We start from the raw sequence: 15,273 nt of genomic DNA on the forward strand, positions 1-15,273 counted from the left end.
AGCTGGGAGTAGACCCGTTCCGACTAAAACTTTTCTAACATTTACCTTATTTGAAATTCGGTAATAACGCATCACTCAAGCGGCCAAATTCCTTAATGCTTAGTGTTTCACCACGTCTTGTTGGATCCACGTCTGAGGCTTCGAGAGCGTCAAGGATAAGTTCTTTTTTCGATTTCCCATCTGGTAGTTGACTTGTTAAGTTATTTAAAATCGTTTTCCGACGTTGCGCGAAACTAGCACGGGTAACAATAAATAAGAAATCCTCATCTTGTACTTCAACAATCGGCTTAACCCGCTTAGTCAGACGTATTACCGCTGAATCGACATTAGGTTGCGGCATGAAAACCGTTTTCGGCACAATCATCACTGTTTCTGCTTCGGTATAATATTGGATGGCGATGGATAAAGAACCATATTCCTTTGTCCCAGGTTTAGCAGCAATTCGATCAGCCACTTCTTTTTGCAACATACACACAATGCCTCTTATGGGAAGGTTCTCAGACAAAAGCTTTAAAATAATAGGTGTTGTGACATAGTAAGGTAGATTTGCAACAACCATCAAGTCTGAGATATCAGCGAATTCCTCTTCAATGACCTTTTTTACATCCGCTTTTAGAATATCCTCATGAATGATGTTCACATTGTTATAAGGTGACAGTGTATCCGATAAAATCGGCAGCAAACGCTGATCAATCTCAAAAGCCGTGACTTTTTTGCTACTTTTCGCTAGTTGTTCCGTCAAGGCGCCTATTCCCGGCCCAATTTCAATGGCGCCGCTTTCCTCGGTCAACTCAGCATGATCGACAATACGTTTCAAAATATTCGTATCAATTAAGAAGTTTTGGCCTAAGCTCTTTTTAAAAGAGAATCCGTGCTTCTTTAGTATTTCTTTCGTTCTGACAGGGGTTGCAATATCCTTATTCATGTTTTTCCTCCTGATTTATCTGTACAATTGCTTCATAAAAAGCCTCAGTTGATATTTGGAACATTTTTAATCTCTTATATAACTGTTTCCCATTTGTAAAACCAATCTTCAAGATAGAGCCAAGTCTTTCCCTTCGCTCTTTGGCACCTGATCCTCCGATTAAACCTGCATCTATTAAATCCTGCTGTGAAATCTCTTCTGAAGCCTCTTCATCCATTAATTGAGCGTCTTTCAAGGCATTACGAATTGCTTCAGGGGAAGCGTGCTCCACACCTATCCCTCTCCCAGACTTAGGAAGTGCTTCTTTTTTCGTTAAAAAGGCGTGTTTACAGCCTTTTACTTGTTCTGAAATTATATTCCTGATTTTTTGTCCAGGAAAGTCCGGATCTGTAAAAATGATAACTCCTCGTGTCTCTTGTGCAAGCTTTACCTGCTCAATGCAGGATTCATTCACCGCAGAACCATTCGTTTCTATTGTATCAGCATTAACAGCCCTTTTTATCGCTACCGTATCATCTTTACCTTCTACAACAATTATTTCTTTGATTTTTTTCATGTTTTCCTCCATACAGAAAAGCGCAAGCACTTTGATTAGCTCTTTAAAACGGACTTTACTCAGATAGACAATTACCTTTTGAGTCATCGTTTTTCCCATGAGTTAGAATCTAGAACTAGACACCATTGCTAAATAAAAATAATTTTACCGCTTATTGTGGAAACCCTATGACTTATTGAATCGTCTATCTTATTAAAACAGTTTTACACTGGGGTTTTCAACAAATGGAAAATAAAACGTCAAAAAACAGGAGACAATTTATCTCCTGCGAGAGAAACCTTATTAGTTCAATACGCGAATCTTTACTTTCTTTACACCCCAGCGATATGCATCATTTTTTGAGGAAAAGAAGACATCTATCCTATTTCCCTTTATCGCTCCGCCTTTGTCAGCAGCTACTGCATAGCCATAACCTTCTACATATACTTTCGAACCCATTGGAATTACACTTGGATCGACCGCAATAATTTTGGCATCAGGATTACTCTTAAGGTCCACACCCGTTGAAGTAACACCTGAACAGCCCTTACAACTTGCTGTATAAGCCGTTGATGAAACATAAATCTCTTTTCCACTTGTAGAATTAACATTACTCGCTCCGCGTGATGCCTGAGCAACCGTCGTTTTTGTTCCGACCGTTATAACCTTATCCTGCTTTTTATTTACGACTTTTTCTGAAAGTAATTTTCTTTTGACCTCTTTGCCATTCTCCTTAATAACTTCATATTCCTTAGAAATGAGTCCGTCTTTTCCTTCTTTGACGATATTCTCTTTCCCTTTCGATAAGGAGTCATCTTTTTTAGTTATGACAGCAAAGTCCACTGGTTCTTCCACTACATCGGTGACTTTTTCAATTCGAATAACGTTTACCGTATTCTTAGCTTCAACTTTTTCGACTAATCCCGGCTCAACTCGATCCAAATCATTGAGCTTTACACCTTGTTGCTTTAAAAAGTCAGCGACAGTAGTCGAAGTTGACCATACCTGCTTTTCGTTTCCACCTACCACTAATTTTAGTGAAAAAGCCTTATCGATGGCAACTTCCATATTCGCTTCCATCTTCGTGTTTTTTGAAGGTGTGATTTTATCCTTCTCATTCACTTCAAGGTCTTGTTCCTTTAAAAATTCTTCCACCGTATCGGCTGTTGACCAAACCTCCTCAGTCTCTTCATCTTGTACCAAAGTAATTTTTTGAGCAGGCTTCCAGACAACTTCTAGATTATCCTCTACCTTACTGTCTCCTGAAGGGTGGACATAGTCCGCAGCTTGTACGGTAATCTCTAAATCTTTTAACATATCATTTACAGTAGCTGCGTGTGTCCGCACTACCTCTTTTTTTCCGTCCAGCATTATTGTAACAGTATGCTTTGTTCCTTGATGGATTAGTATTCCCAGTGCCGTAGAAACAAGAATCGCACTGCATATTGCAATTACCATTCTCTTCTTTCCTAGCTTGGGAATAAGGTTTTTCATAGTTTTTAATAGAATGAAAAACTCCTCCTTCCTCCCGGTGATTATATAGACATAGTTATCAAGCTGTCAACCCATTCACTTCTCATTCAGGAAATTACTACCTATTATGCATATTCTCTATTGAAAAGGAAAGGGCGAATTCTCGACATAATATGCCTATGATAGGAGTGAGATTTGTAGAAACCTTAAAAAATGCGATTTTAGTTAGCAGACCCCGGGAGATAGTGTCAAAAATGCTGTCAGTTAATGCCGAATAATTTCTTAGCATTATCCGTCGTCGCTTGAGAAACTTCCTCTACTGAAAGTTGTTTAATTTCAGCGATTTGTTCAGCGACAAGCTTCACATAGGACGGTTCATTACGCTTTCCTCTATAAGGGTGTGGTGCTAAATAGGGGCAGTCTGTTTCGATTAGTAGACGATCTAAAGGTACTGCAGCTGCCACCTCTTTTGGCTTTTTCGCATTTTTAAAGGTTACAGGACCTCCCAATGAAATATAGAAGTTCATATCAATACATTCCATTGCCGTTTCAGCACTACCACTAAAGCAATGCATGATGCCTCCTACTTCTGATGCCTCTTCTTCCTTTAATATGTTCACGATATCCGCGGTCGCTTCCCGATTATGGATGATAATGGGTAGACCTACCTTTTTAGCCAATCGGATTTGCTTCCTGAACACCTCCATTTGGATAGCTTTCGGTGATTTATCCCAATGATAGTCAAGTCCCATCTCTCCTATAGCCACAACCTTAGGATGAGAGGATAGATCCTCAATCCATTTTAAGTCTTCTTCTGTCATATCTATCGCATCTACAGGATGCCAACCGACTGCAGCATACATAAAATCATAAGTTTCTATTAATTCCATCGCTCTAGTTATAGTTGGTCGGTCAAACCCGACGACAACCATATTATTCACTCCTGCTTCCTGTGCTCTTTCGATGACGTCTTCGAGGTCCTCGTTGAATTGCTCCGCATTTACATGCACATGTGTATCAAATAACATACTTTTCTTCCTTTCTAGCACTATTTTATAAAAAAATGAGAGTTTTATGTTTCACATTTAGGTAACAAAAATATTACAAATATTCCCTTTATGTATCAACACCAAATATATGACTAAAAACATAGACCCTATAATAGTTATGTTTTCCAAAAGTATAAAGAAAAAACATAAAAGTGTTTCATATGAAACACTTTTATGTTTTGAGTTTATTTTACCTTCGAACCATTTGGAATGGAGGCATCTATTGTAGCAACAGAGAGAACACCATCCTGGCTACCAGCCAAAATCATCCCCTGAGAAAGCTCGCCACGAAGCTTCACAGGTTTCAAATTCGTTACACAAATCACTTTTTTCCCTACTAAATCTTCAGGTTTATAGTGTTGAGCAATACCTGAGACAACCTGCCGCTTTTCATATCCTAAATCAAGCTGCAATTTAAGAAGCTTATCTGTTTTCTTTACTGGCACTACTTCTATGACCTGAGCTACACGAAGCTCTACTTTTGTAAAGTCATCAATAGTAATTTCATCAACCTCTGGAATAGTCTCTTCTACTTTTTCTGCAACCTTAGGTGTTCCACCCTGCATTTGTTCTTTAATATATAAAACTTCCTCTTCCATGTCTAAACGAGGGAAGATTGGATCTCCCTTTAGCACTTTTGTTTCAGAAGGAATCTGACCGAAGTCCGCTAAGCTATCCCACGACTTTAAAATTTCATCCTGGATGTTAAGCTGAGCAAAGATTTTTTCCGGTGTTTGTGTCAAAAATGGTTTCAGAAGGATAGCCGTCCTGCGTAAAGATTCTGCCAAATGCACCATAACACTCGCAAGCTCTTCTTTTGTTGCTTCATCTTTTGCAAGCATCCATGGCTGAGTTTCATCGATGAACTTATTTGTTCTGCTGACAAGCTGCCAAATAGATGTTAAAGCAACTGAAAATTCCATGTTCTCCATGGCTTCCTCATACTTGCCCACAGTATCTTGATTCATTTCTAACAGTGCCTTTTCAAACTCATTATTCGAACCTTTGTAACTTGGAATTACACCGTCAAAATACTTATTGACCATTGCTACTGTTCGATTTAATAAGTTCCCTAAATCATTCGCCAGATCAAAATTGATTCTTTCTACAAATCCTTCCGGCGTAAATACTCCATCTGAACCAAATGGAACTTCGCGTAGAAGGTAATAGCGTAATGAATCCAAGCCATATCGATCAATTAATGTAACAGGGTTGACTACATTTCCCTTTGATTTCGACATCTTACCGTCTTTCATGAGCAGCCATCCGTGGGCAAAAACTTTCTTAGGAAGCGGTATGTCCAGAGCCATTAACATAATAGGCCAGTAAATCGTATGGAAACGAACAATTTCCTTTCCGACTAGATGCACATCCGCCGGCCAATAATTCAGGTATTTAGAATCATTATCCGTTCCATACCCTAAAGCTGTAATATAATTAGTCAACGCATCAATCCAGACATAAATAACATGCTTTGGATTTCCTGGTACTTTAATACCCCAATCGAACGTTGTACGGGAAACAGCCAAATCTTCCAATCCTGGTTTAATGAAGTTATTAATCATTTCATTTTTACGGGATTCCGGTTGTATGAACTCTGGGTTTTCCTCATAAAACTTTAGCAACCGATCTGCATACTTACTCATCTTGAAGAAATAAGACTCTTCTTTTACCTTTTCAACAGGTCTTCCGCAATCTGGACAGTTTCCATTGCTTTCTTCAACCTGACGTTCCGTGAAGAAAGATTCGCAAGGTGTACAGTATAATCCTTCATATTCGTCCAAGTATATATCGCCCTGATCAAGTAACTTCTTGAAGATTTTGGCTACCACATCTTTATGACGATCTTCGGTTGTCCTAATGAAATCATCATAAGAGATATCAAGCTTTTGCCAAAGCTCTTTAATTCCTGATACGATATTATCTACATATTGCTGCGGAGTAATTCCCTCTTCCGCCGCTTTACGCTGGATTTTTTGACCGTGTTCATCTGTTCCTGTTAAGTACATCACATCAAAGCCACGCATCCTTTTATAACGAGCCATAGCATCCCCTGCCACTGTCGTATACGCATGCCCTATATGTAAATTACCACTAGGATAATATATGGGTGTTGTAATATAAAATGTTTTTAATTTATCCTGCACTTTATTCCCTCCTCAACTTTTAAAAAACTGGCTTTAGGACTTGGCCAAGCCAATGAGACTACTTTAAAACTATTATCTCTATTTTAACTCTATATACTATTCTACGCGACAAGAATCATTAATCAAATTATCTTGATAATAGAATAAAAAATATTATAAGTAGATACCCCAGTTAAACCTTCGATATCAGGACACACGCCCCCATATTATGTAAGCATTACCTCTTACCTCAACAAAATATACCTAATATTTATTTTTTGTGCAACAAATCACATAATTTAAAGTCTTTTCCAAGAAAATTATCCTTAATTCAGAACTTATACTTTGAAACTAAATTGGATTTAATCATATAATAGAGAAGCGTGTTCTTCATGCGTAGTTTGTCGAATCATGCTGAAGTAAGTAGTTCCTTGTTACTGATTTAATCTTCGCATAAAACGAAATTGCTGGATTTTTCTCTTTCCCAGCCTTTTTGCTTCCTTGGGAAGAAAAGCTATACTCTCTTCTTACAAAAAAATGAAAATAAATCATTGACGAATTTGGGAATGGCTGGTATTATAAATTTATAAAAAAATTTGTCGAATATTGGCGAAAAAAATAGAAAATGGGTACTAGATTGTAAACTGAGAGGAGAATTTTCAAAAATGAAATCTACAGGAATCGTTCGTAAAGTTGATGAGTTAGGCCGGGTGGTTATTCCAATCGAGCTTCGCCGTACATTGGGAATCGCTGAGAAAGACGCTCTTGAAATCTATGTTGATGACGAGCGCATCATCTTGAAAAAATACAAACCAAACATGACTTGCCAAGTTACTGGTGAAGTTTCTGATAATAATCTTACACTTGCAAACGGTAAATTAATTCTTAGTCGTGAAGGCGCTGAATTACTTATCCAAGAAATTCAACAAAACTTTTCAACTTCTAAATAAATGATATAAATAAAAAAACTTCCGATCTTCGGAAGTTTTTTTTATTGCTTACTTAAACATATTATTGTTCATCAATGTGGTACGCCTGGTATACGTCGCGTTTTTGTATATTACGGTCTTTTGCGACCTGCTTGATAGCATCCTTGGAGGTAACCTGTTTGGTTTCTATATAATAATTGACATGACCAACAATGTCAAAGGCCATCCACCATGCTTCTTCAGGCTCTTCCTCCAACCATTGCGCCCCTTCTATTATCAAACAGAACTCACCGCGTATCTCGGATTCCACTGCCCACGCCAATGCCTCACTTACCGTCCCACGAATGAACTCTTCAAACTTCTTCGTTAATTCACGGCATAATACAATCCGGCGGTCTCCTAGAATTTCATGCATATGTTTTAATGTTTCTTTTAAACGATGTGGCGATTCATAGACAATCCATGTCGCTTCCATTTTTTTCAACTTCTCTAGCTCTTGCTTTTTTTCTTTTGCTCCCCGCTGTAAAAAGCCATAAAAGTAAAAAGGCTGTGGCGCAAGACCCGAAGCAATCAACGCAGTTAATGCAGCATTAGCACCCGGCAATGGGATGACCTTAAACTGCTCAGCAATCGCATCTTTAACCAGTTCATATCCAGGGTCAGAAATTGTCGGCAGACCAGCATCACTGACTAAGGCTATTACTTCTCCTGAACGAAGCCTCTCAAGCATCTGCTTCCCGCTATATTCCTTATTATGTTCATGGTAACTAACGATAGGGGTCGAAATTTCAAAGTAATTACATAGTTTCTTCGTGTTTCGCGTGTCCTCAGCAGCAATAACATCCGCTTCCTTTAAAATTCTCAAAGCCCGGAAGCTCATATCCTCAAGATTTCCGATCGGTGTAGGAACTAGATATAGGGCCGGCTCCAATCCTTCTTTTTCAAAACTCTTTTGCTGCCACATAGGTTACTTATCCTCCTTTGCCATCCACTTTTGTTTTTGTTTTCTTGTTAATTGCTTAAACTGGTATTCTGCCTGCATGGCTAATGTCTGAGATTCAAACGTTTCATGATAAATCAGTTCAACCGGGGTACGTCCCCGTGTATACTTCGCCCCCTTGCCTTGATTATGCGTGTCGACCCTACGATCTAAGTTATTTGTATACCCTGCATAATAGCTGCCATCCTTGCATTTCAACACATAAAAATAATGCCTATTCTTCTCCATATAAAATCCTTCTGATTTCCGGATTATATTCATTTTGTTCATTATACACAACAAGAGGTGGGAGAATCTTTAAATCAGGGCTTCCGTCCTTTATCCCTTCAATAAGAATCGTATTTGCTTCTTTTGTGCTTTTTGGATAAACAAATTGTAGTCGCTTTGGTTCAATCCTGTACACTCTCATTAAATGTAAAATATCCATTAAACGGCCAGGCCTATGAACGAATGCTGCTTTGCCACCCTGACGTAATAACTGACTTGAGACACGCATTACGTCCTCAAGGTTACACATAATTTCATGCCGAGCAATTGCAAAATGCTCATTCTTATTTATTTCCTCGATCGATGGAGTAGGAAAATAGGGTGGATTACATGTTACCACGTCATATTTACTATACCCTATCTGTTTTGGAATCTCTTTTATATCTCCATGAATCATCTCAATCTGGGAGGATACGTCATTATAATCTACGCTTCTCTGAGCCATGTCATATAACCGCTCTTGAATCTCGATACCTTTAATTGTTCCTTTCGTTCTTGTGCTCAACAGCAATGGTATAACCCCATTTCCTGAGCAAAGATCGACGAGTTTTCCTTTTTGAATCGGCACGTTTACGAACCTTGATAATAAAACGGCATCTAATGAGAAAGAAAACACCGATGGGCTTTGGATGATTCTTAAATTCTCAGCCAATAGATAATCGAGGCGTTCATCTCCTTTAAGTTCTACCAATGCTGTTACCCTCCTATATATGTATAGAAAAAGCATGTTTAGGGCCCATGCTTTAACATATCTATCGTACAAAAAGGGTCTGACTCATAGTAAGCGTCAGACCCCGAATCACTATATATTGTAAACGGTCTATCTATCACGTAAAAGAGATGGAACATTCTTTTATATTATTCCATTTTCACTTCTTGTTTAAAAAAGATAAACAGAACAGGCAATCTCCTTCTTTTCGTAAACTCCCAAAATGCAGATTACAAATATGGAAGCCTTCTTGATAGATACGGGCTAGATTGTCATAGCCTTCCCCGATATCCATAACCTTTTCCGCACTCGCAGTACGATTTTTTACTTTTTGTTTAACCTTTACAGAAGCAGGTGCACTCTCGACTTCCACAAGGCCTAATCGATGACGTAAGTGCTCGTTTTCCAACTTGAGCGACTGATTTTCCTCGAGAATTTCCGCTAGATTCTGCTTCAATTCACCAAGCTGTTTATATAATTGGCCTATCTGCGTTTCCATATTGGTCACCGACTCAAAAATATCTTTCTTATCCACGCTCTCCCACCACCTTAATAATCTGTGGCTTGAATAGAAACGGCTCCCTCTTTTAGAATCTCATCTAAAGTATACTCTAATACTCTTTCCTGCTCGATTAGTTCAATCTGAAGTACGCGTTCTAGAATATTAAGCCCCACTACCTTGCCTTTGCCACCAGGCGTATTAATCATTTCACCTAAATCAGGAAGCATTTCCTTCGCACTTTCATACTCATCATTTTCATATTTCAGACAGCACATCAATCGACCGCATAATCCTGAGATTTTTGTAGGGTTCAATGATAAATTTTGATCCTTCGCCATTTTGATTGAAACAGGTTCAAAATCACCAAGAAACGTTGAGCAACATAGCATTCTGCCACATGGCCCGATTCCTCCAAGCATTTTTGCCTCATCCCTGACCCCAATTTGGCGCAGTTCAATCCGTGTTCTGAATATGGCAGCTAAATCTTTGACTAAATCTCGGAAATCCACGCGACCATCCGCTGTAAAATAAAATACAACTTTATTTCTGTCGAACGTATATGACACATCTACAAGCTTCATATCCAGCTTATGCTCATCGACCTTTTGACAACATATAGAATAAGCCTCTTCTGCAGCTGCCTTGTTTTCGTCAACAATTAACTTATCTTTTGCATCGGCAACCCGAAGTACCTTTTTCAATGGCAGGACAACATCATTTTCATCTACTTGTTTACGGGCTGTAACAACTTTACCGAATTCAACACCGCGGACAGTCTCCACTATTACAAAATCGTCCTTAGGAATAGCGAATTCACCCGGATCAAAGTAGTATATTTTGCCCGCTTTTTTAAAACGGACACCTACAACATCATACAAATCATGATCCCTCCTGCAAATTCAGCACAAGCTGTTCCATTAACAGCTGTGGATTTGTGTTGGACATCAGCTTCCTTTTTGCTTCCAAAATATACCCCATATGTTCAGCGAGGCGTCTCGGAGAAAGATGAAGAGCGTGAGTTTCAAATTCCTTCAGTTTACTTTGAAATACAACTAGGTCCTTCTTGTCCAACTGAATGTATAATAAATCCTTATATATAAGAAGTAACAAATCAAGACCTCTATCAACCTGTTCTCTTTCTTTAAAGTGTGAAAACCAATCCGTCTGAAGGTATAACAAAGCCTTCAAGGAATTCTGTTTTAACACTTCATATAATTTTACCACTATTTTTTGAGCTTGTACAAACCATTCATCATGGCTAAGTTCGATTCCAGCTTCCACATTCTGTGTTAAATGTGAGATAACCGAGGCAAGCTGCGGATCTAAATCCTGTTCTATCAGCTTCCGCTTTACATTTTCCGGGGATAACGGCTTAAACGAAATCACTTGGCATCTTGATAATATCGTTGGAAGAATTCTCTGAAGCTGTTCGGTCATCAGAATGGCCACAGTATCAGCTGAAGGCTCTTCTAAAAATTTCAATAGGCTGTTTGCTGCCCCGACTGACATTTTATCCGCATCGGCAATCATATAAACTTTCCGATCTGCCTCTACACTTTTCTTCGAGAATTCTTCTTGAAGACTCTTAATTTGTTCCTTTTTGATCGACAGCCCATCCCGCTCAATCAAATGAACATCAGGGTGATTCCCACTTGAAATTCGTTTGCAATTCCGACATTGCTCGCATGGCTTGTAACCTGCTGTCAGGGCCTCACAAAGTAAGCTTTTAGCGAAGGTTTTACTTATATCCTGCTTACCTGACCCTTTTTCCCCTTCAAATATATACGCATGAGCCACTCTGTTTTTCGTTATGCTGTTTTGTAGCATCGTCATAACCTGTGGCTGAATTTGACTCATGTCTTGCCATGTTTTATCCAACACTATCAACTCACTTAAGTATATAAATTAATCAGAAGTCCTTTAATTTCACCAATCATTTCTAATATTTCGAGCGAGCTCTTCTCTTTATTCAGAATTTCCTCGCTTAATTCAACTAATCTCGCATCGATCGTTTCCACGGTTTTCAATGGTTGGCTTTGACCGTATTGGTTCCAGGTCGTAGACTGCTTCAATTCTAGACCATATTCAACAGCTTCTCGGACAAACCGCTTCACTAACGCTTTATATTTCGCCAATTCTCTAAAGGTACGTGACCGAACCAATCGCTGGCCCGCCCCTTCAATATCACCTATTAAACGGTTTAATGTTTGGATTTGCATCTTTTGATCCTGTGTTTGGACCATTTGTTGAAACCTTCCATTGCCCGTTTGAGTATGTTTGGTATCCTGCCGCGCTTTATCCAACTTAATTGGGATATCATGGTTGATTTTCACAATGAACCTCCATACAACTAACCGTTAAAATTGTAAAAAGTTTTCAACTGGCAGAACAAATATGGTTGCACCGCCTACTTGAATTTCCACTGGATAAGGTACATAGGATTCGGCATTCCCACCCATCGGTGAAACCGGTGACACTAACTGGGATCGTGATTGACAATTCTGTTTGATAATCTGAATGGCTTGGTCAACACGTGCATCCTCTGTACCAATCATAAAGGTTGTATTTCCTGATTTTAAAAACCCGCCCGTACTGGCAAGCTTGGTTGTCCCGAAATTATTTTCTACTAATTCATTCAGCAGCCGATGACTATCCTTGTCTTGAACGACAGCAATGATCATTTTCATTCTCATCATCCTCCGGTTACTCTGAATTTTTCTAACTCTACTATCTCTATTATAGCAATTAGTCTTTGCTTGGAATAGTGTCCGGTTGAATAATATGGAAATTCAAGTAGTTACTGTTCTGTTTTTTCTAAAAACGTCAGTAAGCGGGCTTTCGTTTCCTCAAAAACATCCTCAATTGTCCGACCCGCATCCACGATAATGAACCGGTCTTTCCATCTATTTATTATTAACTGATACCCCTCACATACTTTTCTATGAAAATCTATGGCTTCCAGGTCTAGTCGGTTCACTTCCCGGTCTCCATTGGACTGAATACGTCTCAACCCTTCTTCTGGATCGATATCAAAAAAGAACGTAGCATCCGGCATCATATCTCCAATTGCGAATTTATTGATATTGTATACTTCTTCTATATCTAAGCCCCTTGCATACCCTTGATAGGCCAGAGAACTATCTATAAAACGGTCACACAGAACGATACCTCCTCGCTCTAGCTCCGGAATAACTATCTCAACTAAATGCTGACGCCTTGCAGCTGCATATAATAAAGCCTCTGTTCTTGGGTCCATAGCTGTATTGGCTTTATTCAGGATAACCTCCCTAATTTGCTCGGAAATGGGAACGCCTCCTGGTTCTCGTGTTAATAGGACTTGGTAGCCTTCTTCTTGAAGAGCCTTACCGAGCATTTGGATAATTGTTGTTTTCCCAGCTCCCTCAGGTCCTTCCATTGTTATAAAAATACCACGGTTCATCGGTGTACCTCCAAGGTTCTTTGTTTGTAGTATATCATTTTAACCAACCTGCCCGCTTTCATAAACGATTAGCTCTCCGTTTGAAAGGGAGGAACCGCCATGAAATCTCGATCCCAGGTCAAGCAGTCTTTTTAAGTTGAATATATGCTTCGAGGTAATCATTTCCCCGGACATAATTAAAGGGATCCCCGGCGGATAAGGGATGACCATCTCAGCAGATACCTCTCCAACAGCTTGACTTAATACTACGTGTCTCGATTTCCTTTGACTCATTACAGAATATGGAAGTGCAAGGCTTGTCATTGAATTCTCAGCTAGCCAGCTCACTGCTTGATTGGCCTCCCGTCTTCCAGTTTTTTCTTCAGTTACATTTTTTATTTTTTGAACAATTTCATGAAAAGGAAAATAGTCATTTTTCTTTAATAATGGCAAAATCATTAACAAATTAAAGGGATCAGCTAATTCTGAATAAATACCTTCTGCTTCACACAACTGCTGTAACTCAAACCCACTTAAACCCTTTGTTGATTGAATGACTACTTTTAAAGGGTCTGCTGACGTTCCCGGTGGTGCTTCTAACACCCGTACCGATTGGAGACTAGCTAATTCCCTTCTGAAATCCGATATCCTTTTAATAAGGCAGTTTTGATCTTCTAATGTAAATGAGGCTAGATAAGCCCTGGCTAAGTCTAGAGATCCCATAATCGGATAAGATGGACTGCTTGATTGGAGCATTTGCAAATAGAATGACACCTGATCTATATCTAATAAGGTTGTATTAATATGGAGATAGGAACCCATCGTCATTGCTGGCAATGTTTTATGAGCCGAGTGAACAACGGCGTCCGCCCCAGCTAAAATTGCTGTTCTAGGAAAGGGACCTCCTAACTGAAAGTGAGCACCATGTGCCTCGTCTACCAGCACTGGAATTCTCTTTTGGTGTGCCAGCTTCACCATTTCAGAAAGATCTTCACCAAGACCATAATAATTTGGATACGTTACAATGATAGCTTTTACATCTGAATGAACCTCCAGGGCTTCTTCAAATAGTTCCATTCTGACACCACCTGCAACCCCCCATTCCTCGTAAAAAATCGGTTGTAAAAAAATCGGTTGTACATTCGCTAACATCAGTCCATGTAAAATTGATTTATGACAGTTCCTTTGGACAAGCACCTTATCTCCTTCCCGGCAGGTGGCAAGGATCATCGCAAGGTTCCCAACAGTTGAACCATTGACTAGAAAATAACTCTTCTGTACACCAAATAAATCAGCGAGTAGTTCCTCAGATCTCAAAATAGCACCTTCAGGGGCATGTAAGTCATCTAAACCGCTTAGTTCCGTAGTATCTATTCCCAGTAAGGAGTTATATACTGCTTGACCTTTATTACTAAACACCCGTCCATTTTTATGCCCTGGGACATGCAGAGATATCGGATTCTTTTTATTAAATGCACTCATTGCATCGAACAATGGCGTCTGTAATTGATTCATTTCTCTCTCTTCCCTCAAATCATAGTATTATTTCATTTTATCAAAAAAGTTCGATTTAATCTCTTATTGACACGAGCGGGATAGCAATTATGTAGGACTACGCTCCGTATATTTGTAATTCTGAAACAAGCACCTGCTGTCTGCAACTATTCTTCTAAAGCAAAAAAAGAGTTAGAGAATAAGAAACATTCCATTTCTTTATTCTCTAACTCTTCAACTTTCTATAAACTACTATTGCTTAAGAACAAATTTCAGGATTGGTGATTTTTCTTAATTGTTTCAAGTAATATTTATACCTAGGATCGTTTGTATCCGTCCCAATCATATCCCTTTCGCATTCCTCACAAATAAAAGTCGTATATAAGTGTATCCCCATACCTTTTATCTGTTCACAAACCACGCACGATTCCCCTGCCGTTGTTTTGGTTGTTGTTGTCCCCAACATCTCCACCTCCATACCTGCATTCTCCCCAAAAACCATTGTTCGCATACATAACTTTAGATAGTTTAAGAGAACCGGGGCTGCTTTTAACAATGTATGATGAAGGTTTTCAATACGTGTATGTCTCTATAAAAGTTTCCAAAATTGATAAACACTTTATTATTAATGACTTTTTTTTCATTAAACAAAAAAGATCAGCCAGGATGGCTGATCTTTTCAAAATGGCTTGGCGGCGTCCTACTCTCACAGGGGGAAACCCCCAACTACCATCGGCGCTGAAGAGCTTAACTGCCGTGTTCGGAATGGGAACGGGTGTGACCTCTTCGCTATCGCCACCAAACAATAAAGGAACGTTGTTCCTTCAAAACTAGATAATAAGAAGG

At 39.1% G+C, this 15,273-nt stretch carries 17 protein-coding genes and 1 rRNA gene; 1 reads left to right on the top strand and 17 read right to left on the bottom strand.

Annotated elements, in window-relative coordinates; translation table 11 throughout:
• Positions 1-46: 46 nt before the first annotated feature.
• The 5 genes from rsmA to metG form a co-directional block, all read right to left on the bottom strand.
• Positions 47-925, bottom strand: coding sequence for a 16S rRNA (adenine(1518)-N(6)/adenine(1519)-N(6))-dimethyltransferase RsmA (gene rsmA / locus JFU24_RS16225; RefSeq protein WP_201187786.1), 879 nt, complete (start codon positions 923-925; stop codon positions 47-49).
• Entirely contained in the window at positions 918-1,481 is a 564-nt protein-coding gene (rnmV, locus tag JFU24_RS16230; protein ID WP_201188168.1) for a ribonuclease M5, read from the bottom strand. Before rnmV ends, rsmA begins: the two co-directional genes overlap by 8 nt.
• Before the next feature lie 282 nt (positions 1,482-1,763).
• Positions 1,764-2,918: a G5 and 3D domain-containing protein gene (locus JFU24_RS16235; protein WP_242485348.1), complete on the bottom strand. Its 1,155-nt coding sequence runs from the start codon at positions 2,916-2,918 to the stop codon at positions 1,764-1,766.
• Positions 2,919-3,193: 275 nt separating this feature from the next.
• Positions 3,194-3,961, bottom strand: coding sequence for a TatD family hydrolase (locus JFU24_RS16240; protein ID WP_201222474.1), 768 nt, complete (start codon positions 3,959-3,961; stop codon positions 3,194-3,196).
• 206 nt (positions 3,962-4,167) lie between these two features.
• Positions 4,168-6,129, bottom strand: a complete 1,962-nt coding sequence (gene metG, locus JFU24_RS16245; protein ID WP_201222475.1) for a methionine--tRNA ligase — start codon at positions 6,127-6,129, stop codon at positions 4,168-4,170.
• Positions 6,130-6,773: 644 nt separating this feature from the next.
• On the opposite strand from metG, the gene JFU24_RS16250 reads away from it, so the two are divergent.
• A complete protein-coding gene (locus JFU24_RS16250) occupies positions 6,774-7,058 on the top strand; it encodes an AbrB/MazE/SpoVT family DNA-binding domain-containing protein (protein ID WP_056525508.1) in 285 nt (94 codons plus the stop codon).
• A 61-nt stretch (positions 7,059-7,119) separates the two neighbouring features.
• On the opposite strand, the gene rsmI is transcribed toward JFU24_RS16250, so the two are convergent.
• The 12 genes from rsmI to rrf all read right to left on the bottom strand — a co-directional run bounded on the left by rsmI (position 7,120) and on the right by rrf (position 15,230).
• Complete coding sequence (gene rsmI / locus JFU24_RS16255) at positions 7,120-8,001, bottom strand: 16S rRNA (cytidine(1402)-2'-O)-methyltransferase (RefSeq protein ID WP_053349009.1); 882 nt, start codon at positions 7,999-8,001, stop codon at positions 7,120-7,122.
• A 3-nt stretch (positions 8,002-8,004) separates the two neighbouring features.
• Positions 8,005-8,265, bottom strand: coding sequence for a GIY-YIG nuclease family protein (locus tag JFU24_RS16260; protein WP_056525514.1), 261 nt, complete (start codon positions 8,263-8,265; stop codon positions 8,005-8,007).
• A complete protein-coding gene (locus JFU24_RS16265) occupies positions 8,252-8,995 on the bottom strand; it encodes a tRNA1(Val) (adenine(37)-N6)-methyltransferase (protein WP_053349011.1) in 744 nt (247 codons plus the stop codon). Before JFU24_RS16265 ends, JFU24_RS16260 begins: the two co-directional genes overlap by 14 nt.
• A 178-nt stretch (positions 8,996-9,173) precedes the next feature.
• On the bottom strand, positions 9,174-9,512 hold the full coding sequence (yabA, locus tag JFU24_RS16270) for a DNA replication initiation control protein YabA (RefSeq protein ID WP_207196469.1): 339 nt from the start codon (positions 9,510-9,512) through the stop codon (positions 9,174-9,176).
• A 50-nt stretch (positions 9,513-9,562) separates the two neighbouring features.
• Entirely contained in the window at positions 9,563-10,393 is an 831-nt protein-coding gene (locus tag JFU24_RS16275; RefSeq protein WP_053349013.1) for a PSP1 domain-containing protein, read from the bottom strand.
• Between the two features lies 1 nt (position 10,394).
• Positions 10,395-11,393 carry a DNA polymerase III subunit delta' gene (gene holB, locus JFU24_RS16280; RefSeq protein WP_053349022.1) on the bottom strand — a complete coding sequence of 333 codons (999 nt, stop codon included), beginning with the start codon at positions 11,391-11,393 and terminating at the stop codon, positions 10,395-10,397.
• Positions 11,394-11,407: 14 nt separating this feature from the next.
• On the bottom strand, positions 11,408-11,848 hold the full coding sequence (locus tag JFU24_RS16285) for a YaaR family protein (RefSeq protein ID WP_201187778.1): 441 nt from the start codon (positions 11,846-11,848) through the stop codon (positions 11,408-11,410).
• Between the two features lie 24 nt (positions 11,849-11,872).
• Entirely contained in the window at positions 11,873-12,202 is a 330-nt protein-coding gene (locus JFU24_RS16290) for a cyclic-di-AMP receptor (RefSeq protein WP_053349015.1), read from the bottom strand.
• A gap of 110 nt (positions 12,203-12,312) precedes the next feature.
• Positions 12,313-12,954: a dTMP kinase gene (tmk, locus tag JFU24_RS16295; protein ID WP_201187776.1), complete on the bottom strand. Its 642-nt coding sequence runs from the start codon at positions 12,952-12,954 to the stop codon at positions 12,313-12,315.
• Between the two features lie 39 nt (positions 12,955-12,993).
• Positions 12,994-14,448, bottom strand: a complete 1,455-nt coding sequence (locus JFU24_RS16300) for an aminotransferase class I/II-fold pyridoxal phosphate-dependent enzyme (protein WP_201250185.1) — start codon at positions 14,446-14,448, stop codon at positions 12,994-12,996.
• 238 nt (positions 14,449-14,686) lie between these two features.
• Positions 14,687-14,905 carry a sigma factor G inhibitor Gin gene (locus tag JFU24_RS16305; RefSeq protein WP_082527567.1) on the bottom strand — a complete coding sequence of 73 codons (219 nt, stop codon included), beginning with the start codon at positions 14,903-14,905 and terminating at the stop codon, positions 14,687-14,689.
• A gap of 209 nt (positions 14,906-15,114) precedes the next feature.
• Positions 15,115-15,230: ribosomal RNA gene (gene rrf, locus JFU24_RS16310) — 5S ribosomal RNA — on the bottom strand.
• Positions 15,231-15,273 lie beyond the last annotated feature (43 nt).

It is taken from the genome of Peribacillus sp. TH27 (assembly GCF_016650915.1).
Taxonomy (GTDB): domain Bacteria; phylum Bacillota; class Bacilli; order Bacillales; family DSM-1321; genus Peribacillus; species Peribacillus butanolivorans.